Annotated in this window: 15 protein-coding genes; 6 read left to right on the top strand and 9 right to left on the bottom strand. The window is 65.5% G+C overall.

Going from position 1 to position 14153, the window contains the following annotated elements:
* Nucleotides 1–121 precede the first annotated feature (121 nt).
* Nucleotides 122–769: a helix-turn-helix domain-containing protein gene (locus VJ162_RS04915; protein ID WP_324662783.1), complete on the top strand. Its 648-nt coding sequence runs from the start codon at nucleotides 122–124 to the stop codon at nucleotides 767–769.
* 88 nt (nucleotides 770–857) lie between these two features.
* Here the strand turns inward: VJ162_RS04915 and VJ162_RS04910 are convergent, their stop codons facing one another.
* Together VJ162_RS04910 and VJ162_RS04905 are read right to left on the bottom strand one after the other, a co-directional pair.
* Entirely contained in the window at nucleotides 858–1301 is a 444-nt protein-coding gene (locus VJ162_RS04910) for a RidA family protein (protein ID WP_324662782.1), read from the bottom strand.
* Between the two features lie 82 nt (nucleotides 1302–1383).
* Nucleotides 1384–2631 (bottom strand): Zn-dependent hydrolase, encoded by a 1248-nt coding sequence (locus tag VJ162_RS04905; RefSeq protein WP_324662781.1) that lies wholly within the window; start codon nucleotides 2629–2631, stop codon nucleotides 1384–1386.
* A gap of 182 nt (nucleotides 2632–2813) precedes the next feature.
* Between VJ162_RS04905 and ptsH1 the strand changes: the two genes are divergently transcribed.
* Entirely contained in the window at nucleotides 2814–3083 is a 270-nt protein-coding gene (ptsH1, locus tag VJ162_RS04900) for a phosphocarrier protein HPr (protein WP_324662780.1), read from the top strand.
* Here the strand turns inward: ptsH1 and dhaM are convergent, their stop codons facing one another.
* The 7 genes from dhaM to VJ162_RS04865 all read right to left on the bottom strand — a co-directional run bounded on the left by dhaM (nucleotide 3084) and on the right by VJ162_RS04865 (nucleotide 7630).
* Nucleotides 3084–3464, bottom strand: a complete 381-nt coding sequence (gene dhaM / locus VJ162_RS04895; protein WP_324662778.1) for a dihydroxyacetone kinase phosphoryl donor subunit DhaM — start codon at nucleotides 3462–3464, stop codon at nucleotides 3084–3086. It lies immediately after the preceding gene.
* The gene (gene dhaL, locus VJ162_RS04890; protein ID WP_324662777.1) at nucleotides 3464–4168 is read right to left on the bottom strand and encodes a dihydroxyacetone kinase subunit DhaL; all 705 of its coding nucleotides are present in this window, start codon (nucleotides 4166–4168) and stop codon (nucleotides 3464–3466) included. Before dhaL ends, dhaM begins: the two co-directional genes overlap by 1 nt.
* Nucleotides 4165–5163, bottom strand: a complete 999-nt coding sequence (gene dhaK, locus VJ162_RS04885; RefSeq protein WP_324662776.1) for a dihydroxyacetone kinase subunit DhaK — start codon at nucleotides 5161–5163, stop codon at nucleotides 4165–4167. The genes dhaL and dhaK overlap by 4 nt, the downstream gene beginning before the upstream one ends.
* A 109-nt stretch (nucleotides 5164–5272) precedes the next feature.
* Nucleotides 5273–5863, bottom strand: a complete 591-nt coding sequence (locus VJ162_RS04880; RefSeq protein ID WP_324662774.1) for a thioredoxin family protein — start codon at nucleotides 5861–5863, stop codon at nucleotides 5273–5275.
* 128 nt (nucleotides 5864–5991) lie between these two features.
* Nucleotides 5992–6495, bottom strand: a complete 504-nt coding sequence (locus VJ162_RS04875) for an MFS transporter (RefSeq protein WP_324662970.1) — start codon at nucleotides 6493–6495, stop codon at nucleotides 5992–5994.
* A complete protein-coding gene (locus VJ162_RS04870; protein ID WP_324662772.1) occupies nucleotides 6393–7244 on the bottom strand; it encodes an MFS transporter in 852 nt (283 codons plus the stop codon). Before VJ162_RS04870 ends, VJ162_RS04875 begins: the two co-directional genes overlap by 103 nt.
* Before the next feature lie 65 nt (nucleotides 7245–7309).
* A complete protein-coding gene (locus VJ162_RS04865; RefSeq protein ID WP_324662771.1) occupies nucleotides 7310–7630 on the bottom strand; it encodes a hypothetical protein in 321 nt (106 codons plus the stop codon).
* A 115-nt stretch (nucleotides 7631–7745) separates the two neighbouring features.
* Between VJ162_RS04865 and VJ162_RS04860 the strand changes: the two genes are divergently transcribed.
* From VJ162_RS04860 to VJ162_RS04845, 4 genes are all read left to right on the top strand, one after another.
* Nucleotides 7746–8240, top strand: coding sequence for an Lrp/AsnC family transcriptional regulator (locus VJ162_RS04860; protein WP_324662770.1), 495 nt, complete (start codon nucleotides 7746–7748; stop codon nucleotides 8238–8240).
* Nucleotides 8237–9382 carry a pyridoxal phosphate-dependent aminotransferase gene (locus VJ162_RS04855; protein ID WP_324662769.1) on the top strand — a complete coding sequence of 382 codons (1146 nt, stop codon included), beginning with the start codon at nucleotides 8237–8239 and terminating at the stop codon, nucleotides 9380–9382. Before VJ162_RS04860 ends, VJ162_RS04855 begins: the two co-directional genes overlap by 4 nt.
* A gap of 199 nt (nucleotides 9383–9581) precedes the next feature.
* Entirely contained in the window at nucleotides 9582–12098 is a 2517-nt protein-coding gene (locus VJ162_RS04850) for a type II/IV secretion system ATPase subunit (RefSeq protein WP_324662768.1), read from the top strand.
* Entirely contained in the window at nucleotides 12095–14149 is a 2055-nt protein-coding gene (locus VJ162_RS04845) for a type II secretion system F family protein (RefSeq protein WP_324662767.1), read from the top strand. Before VJ162_RS04850 ends, VJ162_RS04845 begins: the two co-directional genes overlap by 4 nt.
* Nucleotides 14150–14153 lie beyond the last annotated feature (4 nt).

Raw genomic sequence — 14153 nt, 5'->3', positions numbered from 1 at the left:
TCTCACGCCACGCCACATATCACCCCCAACAGAACGTTTTTAATTTGGCGTGAGACATTGCCACACACAGTGGTGTGAGGAGCTCCCGTCAGCCGCAACTGCTCGTCCCGCCAGCCCAACCATGTACACTGCCTCATTCAGCGTCAACGACTCAAGCACGTTCGGTGAAGTCACTGCCCGGACGAACCGGACCATCCGGCTCTGGTGTAACGACGACCGGGACTTGCTCCACATCGCCGGCCCCGTCGACGACAAGGTCATCGAGATGCTCCGCTCTACCGTCGGGGTCGAGGGGCAGGCGAGCCAGGTCGACGAGGGGATCATCGTCACGAAGGGCTGTCTCCGAGAGCGGGCGAGCGGGTTTCTGGAAGACTACGCACAGGACGCCGGCTGCCTTCTCATCTCCCCGCTGCGCTACGAGCGCGGCGAGAAGCGCTTTCAGGTCGTCGCGTTGAAGCCCGCACAGATATCCAGTTTCTATCAGGACCTCGTCGAGGACGGGAAAAGCGTCACCGTCGAGTCGAAACGCGAGATACAGACCGTCGACCGCGGCGACCCGCTCATCGCGCCGGCGAATCTCGTCCCCGAGTTCACGCAACGCCAGCGGCAGGTCCTCGAGACGGCCTACGAGAACGGCTACTACGACATCCCGCGGGAGACGACGACGGCCGAGATAGCCGACAAACTCGGTATCAGCAGACGGACCGTGGAGGAACACCTCCGGCGCGGCGAGAAGAAACTGATGGACGGGTTCATCGGCGAACTCTGAGAAACTCCCATGCCGGACAACGGGGCCGGTGACTCGCTGCTCGAACACGACCGGCAAGCCTGCCGACGCCGCGACGGACGGCGCCGCGTCAGAGTTCGCGTATCGTCTCGCCGTCGGCCTCGATACCCTCGATGTCGGCCGCCGAAAGCGGGACCTCGACCTCTATCTCGACGAGGTAGTCCTCGTTTGCGAGTTGCTCGTGGCCGAGGACGGTGTGACACGGGTACGGCTCCTCGAAGGTCTCCCAGTAGACCTCCTTGTAGCCGTCGTAGTAGTGTCTGACCGGGTCGACGATGTGTGTCGTCACCTTCGCGACGTCGCCGTAGCCCTTGTCCATCGCGGCCAGCAGAATCCCGACGTTCTCGTAGGCCTTTCGCGCCTGCGTCTCGATGTCGTCCCCGACAATCGTCGAGTCGCCGTCCATGGCGACCTGTCCGGCCATGTAGAAGGTGCCGCCGTCGATGCGCGCGTGATTGTACCCGATCTCCCGTGCGTCTTTCAGCTCCGGGGGGTTGATGGCGTAACTGGTCACACCCGCCCATCACCGATATCGGGGAAAAAACGTCCCCCTCCGGATGGTGGGTCGATACCCTCCTCGGCCGGAGGCGACCGTGTCACGTGGACGCGAGCGAGCGAACCGTCTCCGCGAGTACGGCCGTTGCCGCGGCACAGTCGCTCCAGTCGGTCCACTCCCGGGGCGAGTGTGAGTAGCCGCCTTCCGACGGCGCAAAGAGCAGTCCCGCGTCGGTGACGGCGGCGACGTTGGCCGTGTCATGCATCGCCCCCGAGGGCAGCCCCACCGACGTGACGCCGGCCGTCGCCGCTGCGGCCTCGGCCGCCGTGCGAAAGCGGTCGCTACAGGGGGTCGGCTCGCTGTCGCGGTACCGTTCTATCGACGTGTCCACGCCCCGGGTCCGCTCCAAGCGCGCGAGGCTGTCCCGACAGCGGTCGACCATTCGGGTCATGGTGTCGTGGTCGATATCCCGGATGTCGAGGTCCAGCTCCACCCGTTCGGGAACGATGTTCCGGGCGTTCGGCGCGATAGCGCCTTCCCCGGCAGTCGCCACCGCGGCGTCGCTCGTCTTGGCACACTCCCACCCGACACGCTCTAAGTCGAGGATGAACTCCGAGGCGGCCGCCAGCGCGTCGGTTCGCTCGTCCATCGGCGTCGAGCCGGCGTGGTCGGCCTCGCCGGTGATGCGGACCTCGCAGTTCGTGATGCCGGTAATCGAGTCGACGATACCGACGCCGGCACCGGCGTCCGTGAGCGTCGTCCCCTGTTCGACGTGTAGCTCCACCCACGAGTCCCAGCGGCCGGCCTCGACCGTGTCGTCCCCGTCAAAGCCGATCCGTCGCAGCGCCGCTTCGAGCGAGGTGCCGTCGTCGTCTGTGAGCGACAGCGCTTCCGACGCCGTTCGCTGTCCCGCCGCCACGGACGACCCGAGGGTTCCGACACCGAACCGACCGCCCTCCTCCTCGGTGAAGGAGACGACCTCGACGGGCCGGCCGGGCGTGACCTCGGCCGACTGCATGGCACGGACGCTCTCCAGGGCGGCATAGACTCCCAGCGGCCCGTCGAAGATGCCGCCCCGTGGAACCGAATCCAGGTGACTGCCGACCGCGACCGGGGCGGCCTCCGGGTCGCAGCCGGCCGGCGTCCAGCGGCCCACGATGTTTCCCACGGGGTCGACACGGACGGACAGACCCGCCGCAGTCAGCCGCTCGACGAACCGCTCTCTGACCTGTCTGTCCGCTTCGCTGCCGGTCAGGGCGGTCCGGCCGACCCCATTGTCGGCGTCGACCGCTCCGAACCGCGCGTTCGCTTCGATATCCTCACGCAGACGGTCCGCATCGACGTGCATACCGCTACGCTTTGCCGCCCCGTTGATAAATCCGTGACCACCGTACGGGGAGCCCTGTTTAGGGACTGCGCGGCCGAGGCGCTGGTGTCGGCCCCACGCACCGTCCGCCCGTCCCCAGGCCAAACTGAGCGCGGCCTTCCGGAACCCCGAATAGTAATGCGTGTCCGGGGCTTCGGTCCGGTATGGAACGCGAAGTCGAAATCGTCCCCGAGGCCGGTCTGCACGCACGACCCGCGTCGCAGTTCGTCCAGACGGCCAACGAGTACGACGCGACGGTGGAAGTAGGGATGGCGGACGGCGAGGACCTCGTGCCGGCAAACAGCATGCTCTCGGTCACTGGGCTGGGCGCAAAACACGGTGAGGTCGTCCGCCTCGTCGCCGAGGGCGACGACGCCGAGGCCGCACTCGACGCGCTCGAAGCGGTGCTTTCTACCCCCGAAGACGGGGAGTGATTACAGTTTCTCGACGCCGCGGGCCGCCTCGGCCTGCTCGCGGACCGACTCGACGGTGGCCTTCGAGCCGGTCGCCGTGACCGCTGCGTTGACCGTCCCTTCCAGGACCGGCGCGTCCGCGATGACGGCCTCGGCGTCGCTCATCTCGATGGCTATCTCGGCGTTCATCACGGCGCTGCCGAGGTCGACGAGGACGACGACGCCGTCCCCGCTGTCCGCGTCGTCGATAGCCGACTCGATGTCGTCGGCGACGGTGCCAAAGCCGCCCTGTCCGTCCCCGCCGACCGGTTCGATACGCGTCTCTCCGCCCATCTCTCCGGCCACCTCGGCGATGCCCTCGGCGGCCGTCTGGCTGTGTGAGACGACGACGAGTCCGACCATCAGTCCTCGGTCACCTCGTCGTCCGGAATCGTGGGCGACTCGGCGTGGTCGGGCAGCCCGTCGGGGGCGTCGACGTGCTCGGTCGCCACGTCCAGCAGCTCCTCCATGATGTACAGCGTGCTCGTGGCGCCGGGGTCCTGGTGACCGACCGACCGCCAGCCCAGGTACGAGGCCCGGCCTTTCGAGGCCCGGATTGGGACCGTGAAGTCGACGCCGCGCTCGGCGGCGGCGACGGCCTTCGCAAGGGCCTCGACCGGGGTCATGTCGTCGACCTCGACGGACTTCTTGAACGTGTGGACCGCCGGCACCAGCGCGTCGACCATCGTCTTGTCGCCGACGCGGGCGTCGCCCCGGTCCTGGACCTTCTCCAGGTAGGTCTCGGCGAACGCGACGCTGCTCTCGGCGGTGATGCCGTCTTCGAGTTCGGTGCTGGCAAAGACCAGCGACCCGCCAAAGAGCGGGCCCGACGCGCCGCCGACCTCGGATAAGAGCGTCTTGCCCGCGGTCTTGACGGCTTCGGACGGCTCCGGGTCCTCGATGTCGGCGACAGCCTCCGCGGCGGCGGCCCACCCGCGGGCCATGTTCCCGCCGTGGTCCGCGTCGCCGATGGCGGAGTCTAAGTCCGTCAGGTGGGACCGCTCGGCCTCTATCCGTTCCGCGACCGCCGCCACCGCGGCGACGACTGCCTCGCCCTCGTCGCTCATTTCACCGTCAGCGCCGGGGTCTCGGCCGGCGCGTCCAGCAGTTCCTTCAGCTCCTCGTCGACGGCACACACCGTGATGGAACAGCCCTCCATGTCCAGGGAGGTCATGTAGTCGCCGACCCAGGCGTCCCACGTCTCTAAGCCGCGGTCGCCCAGTAGCTCCTGGAGCTTGCGGTTGACGACGAACAGCTCCATCAGCGGCGTGCCGCCCATCCCGTTGACGATTGTCATGACCTCCTGGCCCTCGTCGAGGTCGAGGTCCGCAAGCACCGCTTCGGTGAGCTCCTCGGTTATCTCGTCGGCCTCCATCACGTCGGTTCGCTCGACGCCGGGCTCGCCGTGGATACCGATGCCGAGTTCGATCTCGTCTTCGGGGAGGTCGAAGGTCGGCTCGCCTTTCTCGGGCGTGATACAGGACGTCAGCGCCATCCCCATCGTCCCGACGTTGTCGATGACCTTCTGGCCGACGCGCTGGACCTCCTCCAGGTCCGCGCCCTCGGCGGCCTTCGCGCCGGCGGCCTTGTGGACCAGGATGGTGCCACAGACCCCGCGGCGACCGGAGGTGTACAGCGAGTCTTCGACGGCCACGTCGTCGTCGACGACGACCGTGGCGACGTCGGTCCCCTCCATCTCGACCATCTCGCCGGCGGTCTCGAAGTTCATCACGTCGCCTTCGTAGTTCTTGATGACCGCCAGCACGCCCTCGCCGCTGTCGGCGGCCTCGAGCAGCGCCTCGAACTCGTCGGCTGTCGGCGAGGAGAACACGTCGCCCGCGGCTGCCCCGTCGAGCATCCCCTCGCCGAGGTAGCCCGCGTGGGTCGGCTCGTGGCCGCTCCCGCCGCCGCTGACGACACCGACTTTCCCGTCTACCGGAGCGTCGTCGCGTACCATCACGTTCGTGTCAGGAAGCCGACGGACCTGGTCGGGATAGGCGGCGACCATTCCGTCGAGCATCTCGTCGACCACGTCGTCCGGGTCGTTAATGAGTTTCTTCATAGTCCATAGTTATAGACGATGCGCTGATACATAAACCTGCCCGGCAAATTACAGCGGTGGTCGTTTCCGATTAGAACACTTTTCAGGAAGGCAGCAGCTATCGGCCCACTCAGAGGTCCCAGTAGTCCGGCTCGTTGCCGTCCATCCACTTGATGGAACAGCCCCGTGAGGGCTTTTCGGCCGCAGTTATCTCCTCGCCGGCCAGCAGCGTCTCGACGTGGCCGGCCATCTCCCGCTCGCTGGGCTCGTCGTCGGGGTTGGGGGCGTCGTCGAGCCGCCCGTGGTAGGCGAGCCGGAAGTCGCCGCCGTCGGCCGCAAAGAGGAACGGGTCGGGCGTACAGCGGGCGCCGTAGGCCGCCGCGACCGACTGGTCGGCGTCGTGGAGGTAGGCGTCGTAGGCGACGGTGCCGTCGGCGACGAGCTCCTGCATTCGCTCGAAGGAATCGTCGGGGTACTCCGTCGAGTCGTTCGCGTTGATGCCTACGACGGCGAGGTCGTCGTACTCCTCGGCGAGCCGGTTCAGCTCGGGAATCTTGGCCTTGGCATACGGGCAGTGATTACACGTGAAGACGACCAGCAGCGCCTCGTGGTCGTCGAAATCCGCCAGCCGGTACATCTCACCGTCGGCGCCCGCCAGTTCGAATGTCGGTGCGGTGTCACCGCGCTGGAGCACGTCGGAGTCGGAGTCGATCGAGACCATAGTGCACCGAGCTACGTCGGGGGCCCGTAAAAATTCGCGGCTGTCCGAAAGCGACGCGACGACTCCTACGGGCGGTCGTCTGGTGATTGCCGACAGGCGATACCCGGACACAACCACGAGAAGCTGTCTCAGTCCCCAGGCTGTGCCCGGCCGGACATGGCCGTCCCATCTACCGACAGCACCACGGCGGTCAAGCCGATTGCGACGATACCCAGCACCGCGATAGCCCAGAACGCCGCGGTGACGCCAAAGCGGGCCACGACGGTTGAGAGCACAGGCGGCGCAACGGCGGCGCCCCCGGAGATACCGATAGTCAGCAGTCCGAAGTTCTTGCCCGCCGCGCCGTCCGTCGAGAGGGCGTCGGCGAGGGCGGCTCTCGCCGGCCGGCTCCCGTCGACGGTCGCCGAGAGGACGAGCACCAGCGCCAAAGCGCCAACGACCGGCAAGGCCCCCAGTGCGAGCAGCCCGGCGACGATAGCCAGTGCGGCGTAGCCGCCCACGAGCACTGGCCCCGCCGCGTAGCGGTCGGTCAGGTAGCCCCCGCCGAATATGACGACGGCGCCGACGGTGAGCATGGCCGAGACGGCGAAGTTCGCGGTGGCGTCCGGGAACCCGTAGCCAGCCGAGAGCAGCGTCGCCGTGTACTGCTTGATACCCCAGCCCGCCGCCGACGTGAGAAACCACAGGACGGTGAGCGCGACGATTGGCGGCGAGGCGACCACGCTCCGGAGCTCCCGCCGGGCGCGGGCGAGGAGCGACCCGTCGCTTCCGGTCGGCCGGCGGGGTCCGCGTCGCTCGTCGGATGGGTGATATCGCGGTCGACGTACCGGTCGAACGCAAGCAGGCAGGCCGCCCCATAGACGGCACCGACGGCGGCGATGGCACCGATAGCCAGCCGCCAGTCCAGCCCCACGGTCGCGGCGGCGGCGACGACGGCCGGCGGCGCGGCAAAGCCCAGCGCGCCGGTGAAGCCGTGGACGCTGTAGGCCCGCCCGCGGGTGTCGGCTGTCGTCGCGGCGCCGATGAGCGGGTAGTGTGCCGGGTGGTGGCCGGCGATGCCGACGCCGGTGACGACGCTCGCCCCGAGCAGCCAGGCGTAACTCTGTGCGGTCGCGGTCAGGACGGCCCCCAGCGCGCCGAAGATGAGCGAGATGGCTAGCACCGGCGTCCGCCCCCGCGAGTCCGACAGCGAGCCCAGGGGCAACTGGAGCGCAGTCACGACGACGCCCACCGTGCCCAGTGCGACCCCGAGCTGCGCGTCGGTCAGCCCCAGCTCGGCACGCAGCGGGCCGAAAACCGGCGGGAGCAACATGAAGTAGGCGTGGTTGACGAGGTGCGAGCCGCCGACCAGACCGACGACGAGCCGGGACTGTGAGACCACTGTTGGCGGCCGTTCGCCCGCCCGGACAAAGAACGGTCGGATTCGCTCGTCGGCTCAGCGGTCAGCTACTCCTCCAGTCGCGCGGCGATGGCGTCGTCGAAGGCGGCGGCGGCCTCGAAGACGGCAGTGTCGGTGTCGACGCTGAACAGCGCCTCCTCGCCCTCGTCGTCCTCTTTCTCCAGAAAGCCCATCTCGACGAGGTGGTCAAGCGTCCCGTCCAGATACAGCGACTTCAGGGCCACGCCGGCCTCGTCGCTGAGTTCGGTCTTCGTGTACGCGGCCTCCGGGTCAAGCCGCAGGAGAGTGTCGATGACGGCCGGCGCGTCGTCGTGTGTGGCGACGTGGCCCCAGCCCGTCTCGGGGTCGTCCTTGGCGTCGTCGAACATTACGCTATCGGATGGCCCGCTCCCAATTAAATCTCGCGTGTGTATCGACTGCAGACACTGTCACACCCTCTCACTGTTGAGCAAGGCTTTTGATAGTGAGCGCACGCTCCTCTGTATGAGCAGCCCACGGGAGATTCTGGATCTGCTGGAGGAGAACGCCCGGTACACCACCGAGGACCTGGCTCACATGACCGAGTTCACCGAGGACGAGGTCGAGACCATCGTCGCGGAGTTCGAGGACGCCGGCGTCATCACGGGCTATCAGGCCGTCGTCAACTGGGACGCCCTGGAGAGCGACGGGGAGCGGGTCCGGGCGACCGTCGAACTCAACGTGGCGCTGGACCGCGAGACCAACTACGGCGACATCGCCGACCGCATCGCGAAGTTCCCCGAAGTGACCTCGCTGCGGCTGGTCAGCGGCGACTACGACTTCGACCTGACCGTCGAGGGGGACTCGATGCGGGAAGTCTCCCATTTCATCAGCGACAAGATCGCTCCCATCCCCGAGATCACGCAGACGGTGACCCACTACATCATGGAGTCCTACAAGGAACAGGGGATGAGCTTCGACGACCATGACGACGACGACAGGCTGTCGGTCTCGCCATGACACTGGAGCCAGCCGACCGGGTCGACGCCGTTCCGCCGTCGGGCATCCGACGGTTCTTCGAGCTGGCCGAGGAGATGGACGACATCATCTCCCTGGGCGTCGGGGAGCCGGACTTCTCCGCGCCGTGGGCGGCCCGCGAGGCCGCCATCACCTCGCTGGAGCGGGGCCAGACCTCCTACACGGCCAACAAGGGCAAACGGGAGCTGCGCGAGCGCATCGCCCGCTTCGAGTCGGCCCAGCACGGCCTCGACTACGACCCCGACGAGGAGATGGTCGTCACCGCGGGCGCGAGCGAGGGGCTCGACCTGGCCTTCCGCGCACTGTTGAACCCCGGCGACAAGCTCGCTGTGGCCCAGCCCTGTTACGTCTCTTATGTCCCCGGGGCGACCTTCGCCGGCGTTGACGTCGTCGACGTTCCCACCCGCGTCGAGGACGAGTTCAAGCTCACCCGCGAGGTGCTCGAACAGTCCGGCGCGGCCGAGGCGGACGCCCTCGTCTACTGCTACCCGAACAACCCCACCGGAGCGACGATGACCGGCGACGAGCTCCGGGAGGTCGCGGCCTTCTGTCGGGAGCACGACCTCTCGGTCTTTGCCGACGAGATATACGCCGACCTCACCTACGAGCACGACCACACCTCCATCGCGTCGCTGCCGGGGATGCGCGAGCGGACCGTCGTGTTCAACGGCTTCTCGAAGGCCTTCGCGATGACCGGCTTCCGGCTCGGGTACGCGATGGGGCCAGAGCAAGCCATCACGGCGATGAACCGCGTCCACCAGTACACGATGCTGTCGGCGCCGACGACCGCCCAACACGCGGCCATAGAGGCGCTCGACAGCTGTCTCGACGAGGTCGACGAGATGACCGCCCAGTACGACCGCCGACGGAACTACGTCCTCTCGCGGTTCGAGGACATGGGCCTCTCCTGTTTCCCCGCCGCGGGGGCGTTCTACGCGTTCCCCGAGTGCCCGTGGGACGACGCCGACGAGTTCGCCGAGGCGCTCTTACAGGAGAAGAAAGTCGCTGTCGTCCCGGGCTCTGCCTTCGGAGAGGGCGGCGACGGCCACCTCCGAATCTCCTATGCGACCGGCCTCGACGATCTCAAGACCGCCATGAACCGTCTCGAATCGTTCCTCTCGTAAGACTGGTAACCACGCCGCAGCCGACTGCCGGATACTCGTCCGCGTCTAGCTATCACCTGTGATATATGTGGCGAAAGTTTAACTAAGACTGCTACAGAATTCCCGGTATATTGTGTCTCACGACTCCGTACTGGCCGGTGTGTACAACGACACCGAACAGGCGTTTGGATCTCTCGTGCAGGAACTGACCTAACCAACAATGGCTATAGAGGAAACTAACGAGTCGGGGTCGGACGGGGTCACATCGCCCGGCCCAACCGCGTCGGTGGGGGCGTACACGTGGGAGGACCTCCGCCGCGAGTTACACGACGGCGGGCCGTTCAACCGGGCCGACTATCTCGGGTTCGACCCCGAGACTATCACCGACAAACTCGAGGACGCGGCCGGCGTCGCGAAGGGCGTCAACCGACCGTTCGCCGAGTACCTCGACCCGGAGACGACTCCCGTGGTCAAGGGCGAGTACACCTGGGAACACTTCAAACAGGAGTACTACTACGAGAGCGGTCCCAAAGCCTGGGACAACGGCGACCAGCCCACCGACAGTCAGGGCGACGTCGTCCCGTTCGACGCCGCGTCCCATCTCGGCTTCGAGCCCGACCGGACGGAGAACCGCCTCTCGCGGGCCGAGGACTTCGCCACGGAACTGGAGGAACTGATAGAGGAACGGACCGTCGACGTGAACCCGGAACTGGACGAGGACGAGTTCTTCTCCACGCGGGAGGGCCACACCACGGTCGTCAACCGATACGACCTGGAGAAGGCGGTGCCGCTCTCGAAGAAATCACACTTCAAGGAGCTAGAGCGGTACTGGGTCAACAAGCCCTACGCCTGTGCCATCGTCTTCCAGTCACGGAAGGAAAACGAGAAGAAGTACTACGTCGTCGAACCACATCTCACCCCCATCGAGGAGGACCTCCAGGGCTTTCTCTCCGGCAAACTCAAAACGGCCATCAAGTACTCCGAGGACGACGTCATCGTCAAGGGGTCAAACGCCGACCGGGCACAGGTCATCCAGCGCGAGGCCGAACAGCTCCTCGCACGCTATGACCTCTACGAGGACACGCTCAGTCCCGGCGCCGGCGGCGGTGGCGGATTCCTCGACGGGCTCAAGGAGCTGTTCAGTGACGCCGAGACGACCGCCCCCGAGGCGTCGGGACAGCTCAACGGGCTCTCTGTGCGTCCCGAGCCCGCTATCCTCGAAGACGACCCCTCGACGCTCAACGAGTACCAGGTCGAGAAGCTGCTGTACGTGCTCAAGCGGGACTTCGTCGGCTACGGGCTCATTGACCCGATCAAACACGACATCAACGTCGAGGACATCTCCTGTGACGGCTACAACTCCCGGGTGTTCGTCTACCACACCGACTACGAACAGATCATCTCGAACGTCGAACACGGGGAAAAGAATCTCGACGACTTCGTCGTCAAACTCGCCCAGCGTTCGGGGAAGGGTATCTCCAAGCGCCAGCCCCAGATCGACGCCACCCTCCCGGACGGCTCGCGCGCCCAGCTGACGCTGGGGCGGGAGGTGTCCGACCACGGGACCAACTACACCATCCGTCAGTTCAAGGACGTTCCATTCACCCCTATCGACCTCATCAACTGGAACACCTTCTCGCTTGACGAGATGGCCTTTCTCTGGCTCTGCATCGAGAACAACAAAAGTCTCATCTTCGCCGGCGGGACGGCCTCGGGGAAGACGACGAGCCTGAACGCGGTCTCGCTGTTTATCCCCTCGAACTCCAAGATCGTCTCCATCGAGGACACCCGCGAGGTCGAACTGCCCCAGCGCAACTGGGTCGCAAGCGTCACCCGTCCCTCCTTTGGCGAGGACGACAAGGGCGACGTCGACGAGTTCGACCTGCTTGAGGCCGCGTTGCGCCAGCGGCCCGACTACATCGTCATGGGCGAGATCCGCGGCGAGGAAGGCCGGACGCTGTTTCAGGTCATGTCGACCGGCCACACCACCTACACCACCTTCCACGCGGACTCCGTCGGCGAGGTCATCAAACGCTTCACGACCGAGCCCATCAACGTCTCGAAGACCCTGTTTACGGCCCTGGACCTGGTCTCTATCCAGACCCAGACCCGTGTCGACGGGAGCAAGGTCCGCCGGAACAAATCCCTCACCGAGATAAACGAGTACTCCGCCGAGAACGACGAAATCAACGTCCGCGACGTCTACGAGTGGCGCGCCGAGACCGACGAGTACATCCAGATGGGCAACTCCAACACCCTAGAGGAGATCAAGTTCGACCGCGGGTGGAGCCAGGAGAAACTCGACGAGGAGCTGTTCAAGCGGAAAGTCGTCCTCGCGTATCTCATCGACCAGGGCATCAACTCCTACACGGAGGTCGCCGCGGCCATCCAGGCCTTCATCAACGACCCCGAGACGATACTGACGCTCATCGCGAACGACCAGCTGGAGAAGTCCCTGGAGGACCTCCGGGAGATGGAGTCCGTCAAGATCGATATCGACCCCGAGAAAGAGGAGATGGTCCCCCGGCCGGACGCCCCACCGGAGATGGTCGAGGAGACAAAACAGGTGCTCGACAACGCCGGACCGCTGTTCTCGAAGTTCAAAGGTGGCGACACCCCCGACATCGTCTCGGCGCTGATGGACGGCAACGCGCTCGAAGAGAGCGACACCGACGACGACGTGACGGAGTTCGGCCAGTTCGTCCCGAAAGCCGGCAAGGAGGCCGATAGTGGATGAGTCTGGACACGGAGGGAAAACGCCAGAAGGAACTGGCAAGCGGCGGCGCGCTGGGTGACGCCTTCTACCCGGCCTACCAGCGGCTGTTCGACGAGGACGGCGAGTTCGTCGACAGCGTCGAGGACAAGCTCGCACAGGCCCGGATGGCCGACAACGTCGAGATGTTCCTCGCCCGGGCGCTGGCCGTCGGTATCATCGCCGGCACGGCCCTCTGGCTCGTCGGGAGCCTGCTTGGCTTTCTCGCGGTGAACATCTTCCTCGCGGGCAGCGAGGCCCCGACGTTCATCGGCGTCTCCATACAGAACGAGACGCTGTTGACGCTCATCGACACGCTGAAACTCCCCTTTATGATCCTCGTGACCGGCGTGGTCTTCGGGGCCATCGGCTTCGGCGTGGGCTTTGGCTCGCTCGTCTCGATTCCGTATTTCCGTGCCAGTGCGCGCGAACGCGAGATCAACATCCTCCTTTCGGACGCAATCTCGTTCATGTACGCCCTCTCCGTTGGGGGCTTGAACCAGCTCGAAATCCTCCAGGCGATGGGCGAGGCCGACGACACCTACGGCGAGGTCGCCCAGGAGTTCAAATCGATCGTACTGGAGACGGAGTATTTCGATACCGACTACCGGACCGCGGTACGTAACCAGGCGATTCAGACCCCCTCGGACGAGCTGTCGCAGTTTCTCACCGACATGCTCTCTATCATCAACTCCGGCGGGGACATGACCTCCTTCCTCGAAGACCAGAAGGAAAAGCACATGCGGACGACCAAGCAGGAACAGGAGAAGATGCTGGAGACGCTGGAGCTGTTCGGCGAGATGTACATGACCCTCTCCTTGTTCCCGCTCTTGCTCATCATCATCCTCGTCATCATGACGATGATGGGCAACGCCCAGCAGATGCTCATCTACGGCACCGTCTACGGGCTCATCCCGCTGACCGGTATCGCCTTCCTGGTGCTGGTTTCGACGGTCACCCAGGACGCCGTCGGCGACGGCTACCTCCGGCCCAACTCCGACGAGGAGGATGTCGTCGTCGACGAGGGCATCGCCGTGTTCAACCTCGGGCTCATCGAGTCCTACACCGGGACCTACAGCGTCTTCGACCGCATCAAGGGACGGGAAGGGACCTACGAACTGGTCCAGATACTCAAGAAGCCCCACCTGTTTTTCCGGGACCACCCGATGCTCGTGCTGGGGCTGACGATACCCATCTCCGTGCTCGCCCTGGTCGTGAGTATCGTCCTCGGGGAAGCGCCGCTGTCTATCGGCGGCATGGAGCGAAACCCGGTTTCGGGGACGTTCTTCTGGGTGTACGTCCCGATGTACATCAACTTCGTCCCGCTTGCCGTCTTCTACGAGTGGAACCAGCGCTCGCGGAAGGCCATCATCGGGAACCTCTCGGAGAACCTCCGGAAGCTCGCCTCCGCGAACGACACCGGGATGACACTGCTCGAATCGATCAAGGTCGTCTCCGAAACCTCCGCGGGCAAGCTCTCCGAGGAGTTCGAGACGATACACGCGAAGGTGAACTACGGAACCAGCCTCAAAGACGCCCTGCGGGAGTTCAACAACAAGTACCACATCCCGCGGATGGCCCGGACGGTGAAACTCATCGCGGAGGCACAGGAGGCCTCCAGTCAGATACAGGACGTGCTCTCGACGGCTGCCCAGGCCGCCGAGAACCAGGACGACATCGACCGCTCCCGGAAGTCACGCACCCGGATGCAGACGGTTATCATCATCATGACCTATCTCACCCTGCTCGGGGTCATGGCGCTGCTGAAGACGCAGTTCCTTGATGTGATGTCCGGGCTGACCCAGCAGGCAAGCAGCGCCGGCGGTGCGGGCGGCGCTGCCGCGGGCGGCGGCCAGTTCGGCGGGAACATCGACACCGACGCCCTGTCGATGCTGTTCTTCCACGCCGTTACTCTGCAGGCGCTCCTGTCGTCTTTCATCGCCGGATATATACGTGAAGTTAAGCTACTGGCGGGCGTCAAATTCGCCGTCATCCTTTCGACGATTGCGCTCGTCGTCTGGATGGCGGTCGGGTGAGGTA

The organism is Haloarcula sediminis (assembly GCF_035656455.1).
GTDB classification, from domain to species: Archaea; Halobacteriota; Halobacteria; order Halobacteriales; family Haloarculaceae; genus Haloarcula; species Haloarcula sediminis.
Note: the sequence above shows the minus strand (reverse complement) of the source record. Positions and strands in the feature narration are given on the sequence as shown.

Excerpts from the sequence above, each read along its gene's own strand:
- VJ162_RS04915 (WP_324662783.1), top strand. The coding sequence starts at position 122 with ATGTACACTGCCTCATTCAGCGTCAACGACTCAAGCACGTTCGGTGAA.
- VJ162_RS04860 (WP_324662770.1), top strand. The coding sequence starts at position 7,746 with ATGAGCAGCCCACGGGAGATTCTGGATCTGCTGGAGGAGAACGCCCGG.
- VJ162_RS04850 (WP_324662768.1), top strand. The coding sequence starts at position 9,582 with ATGGCTATAGAGGAAACTAACGAGTCGGGGTCGGACGGGGTCACATCG.
- VJ162_RS04845 (WP_324662767.1), top strand. The coding sequence starts at position 12,095 with ATGAGTCTGGACACGGAGGGAAAACGCCAGAAGGAACTGGCAAGCGGC.
- VJ162_RS04905 (WP_324662781.1), bottom strand. The coding sequence starts at position 2,631 with ATGCACGTCGATGCGGACCGTCTGCGTGAGGATATCGAAGCGAACGCG.
- VJ162_RS04880 (WP_324662774.1), bottom strand. The coding sequence starts at position 5,863 with ATGGTCTCGATCGACTCCGACTCCGACGTGCTCCAGCGCGGTGACACC.
- dhaL (WP_324662777.1), bottom strand. The coding sequence starts at position 4,168 with ATGAGCGACGAGGGCGAGGCAGTCGTCGCCGCGGTGGCGGCGGTCGCG.
- ptsH1 (WP_324662780.1), top strand. The coding sequence starts at position 2,814 with ATGGAACGCGAAGTCGAAATCGTCCCCGAGGCCGGTCTGCACGCACGA.
- dhaK (WP_324662776.1), bottom strand. The coding sequence starts at position 5,163 with ATGAAGAAACTCATTAACGACCCGGACGACGTGGTCGACGAGATGCTC.
- dhaM (WP_324662778.1), bottom strand. The coding sequence starts at position 3,464 with ATGGTCGGACTCGTCGTCGTCTCACACAGCCAGACGGCCGCCGAGGGC.
- VJ162_RS04855 (WP_324662769.1), top strand. The coding sequence starts at position 8,237 with ATGACACTGGAGCCAGCCGACCGGGTCGACGCCGTTCCGCCGTCGGGC.
- VJ162_RS04865 (WP_324662771.1), bottom strand. The coding sequence starts at position 7,630 with ATGTTCGACGACGCCAAGGACGACCCCGAGACGGGCTGGGGCCACGTC.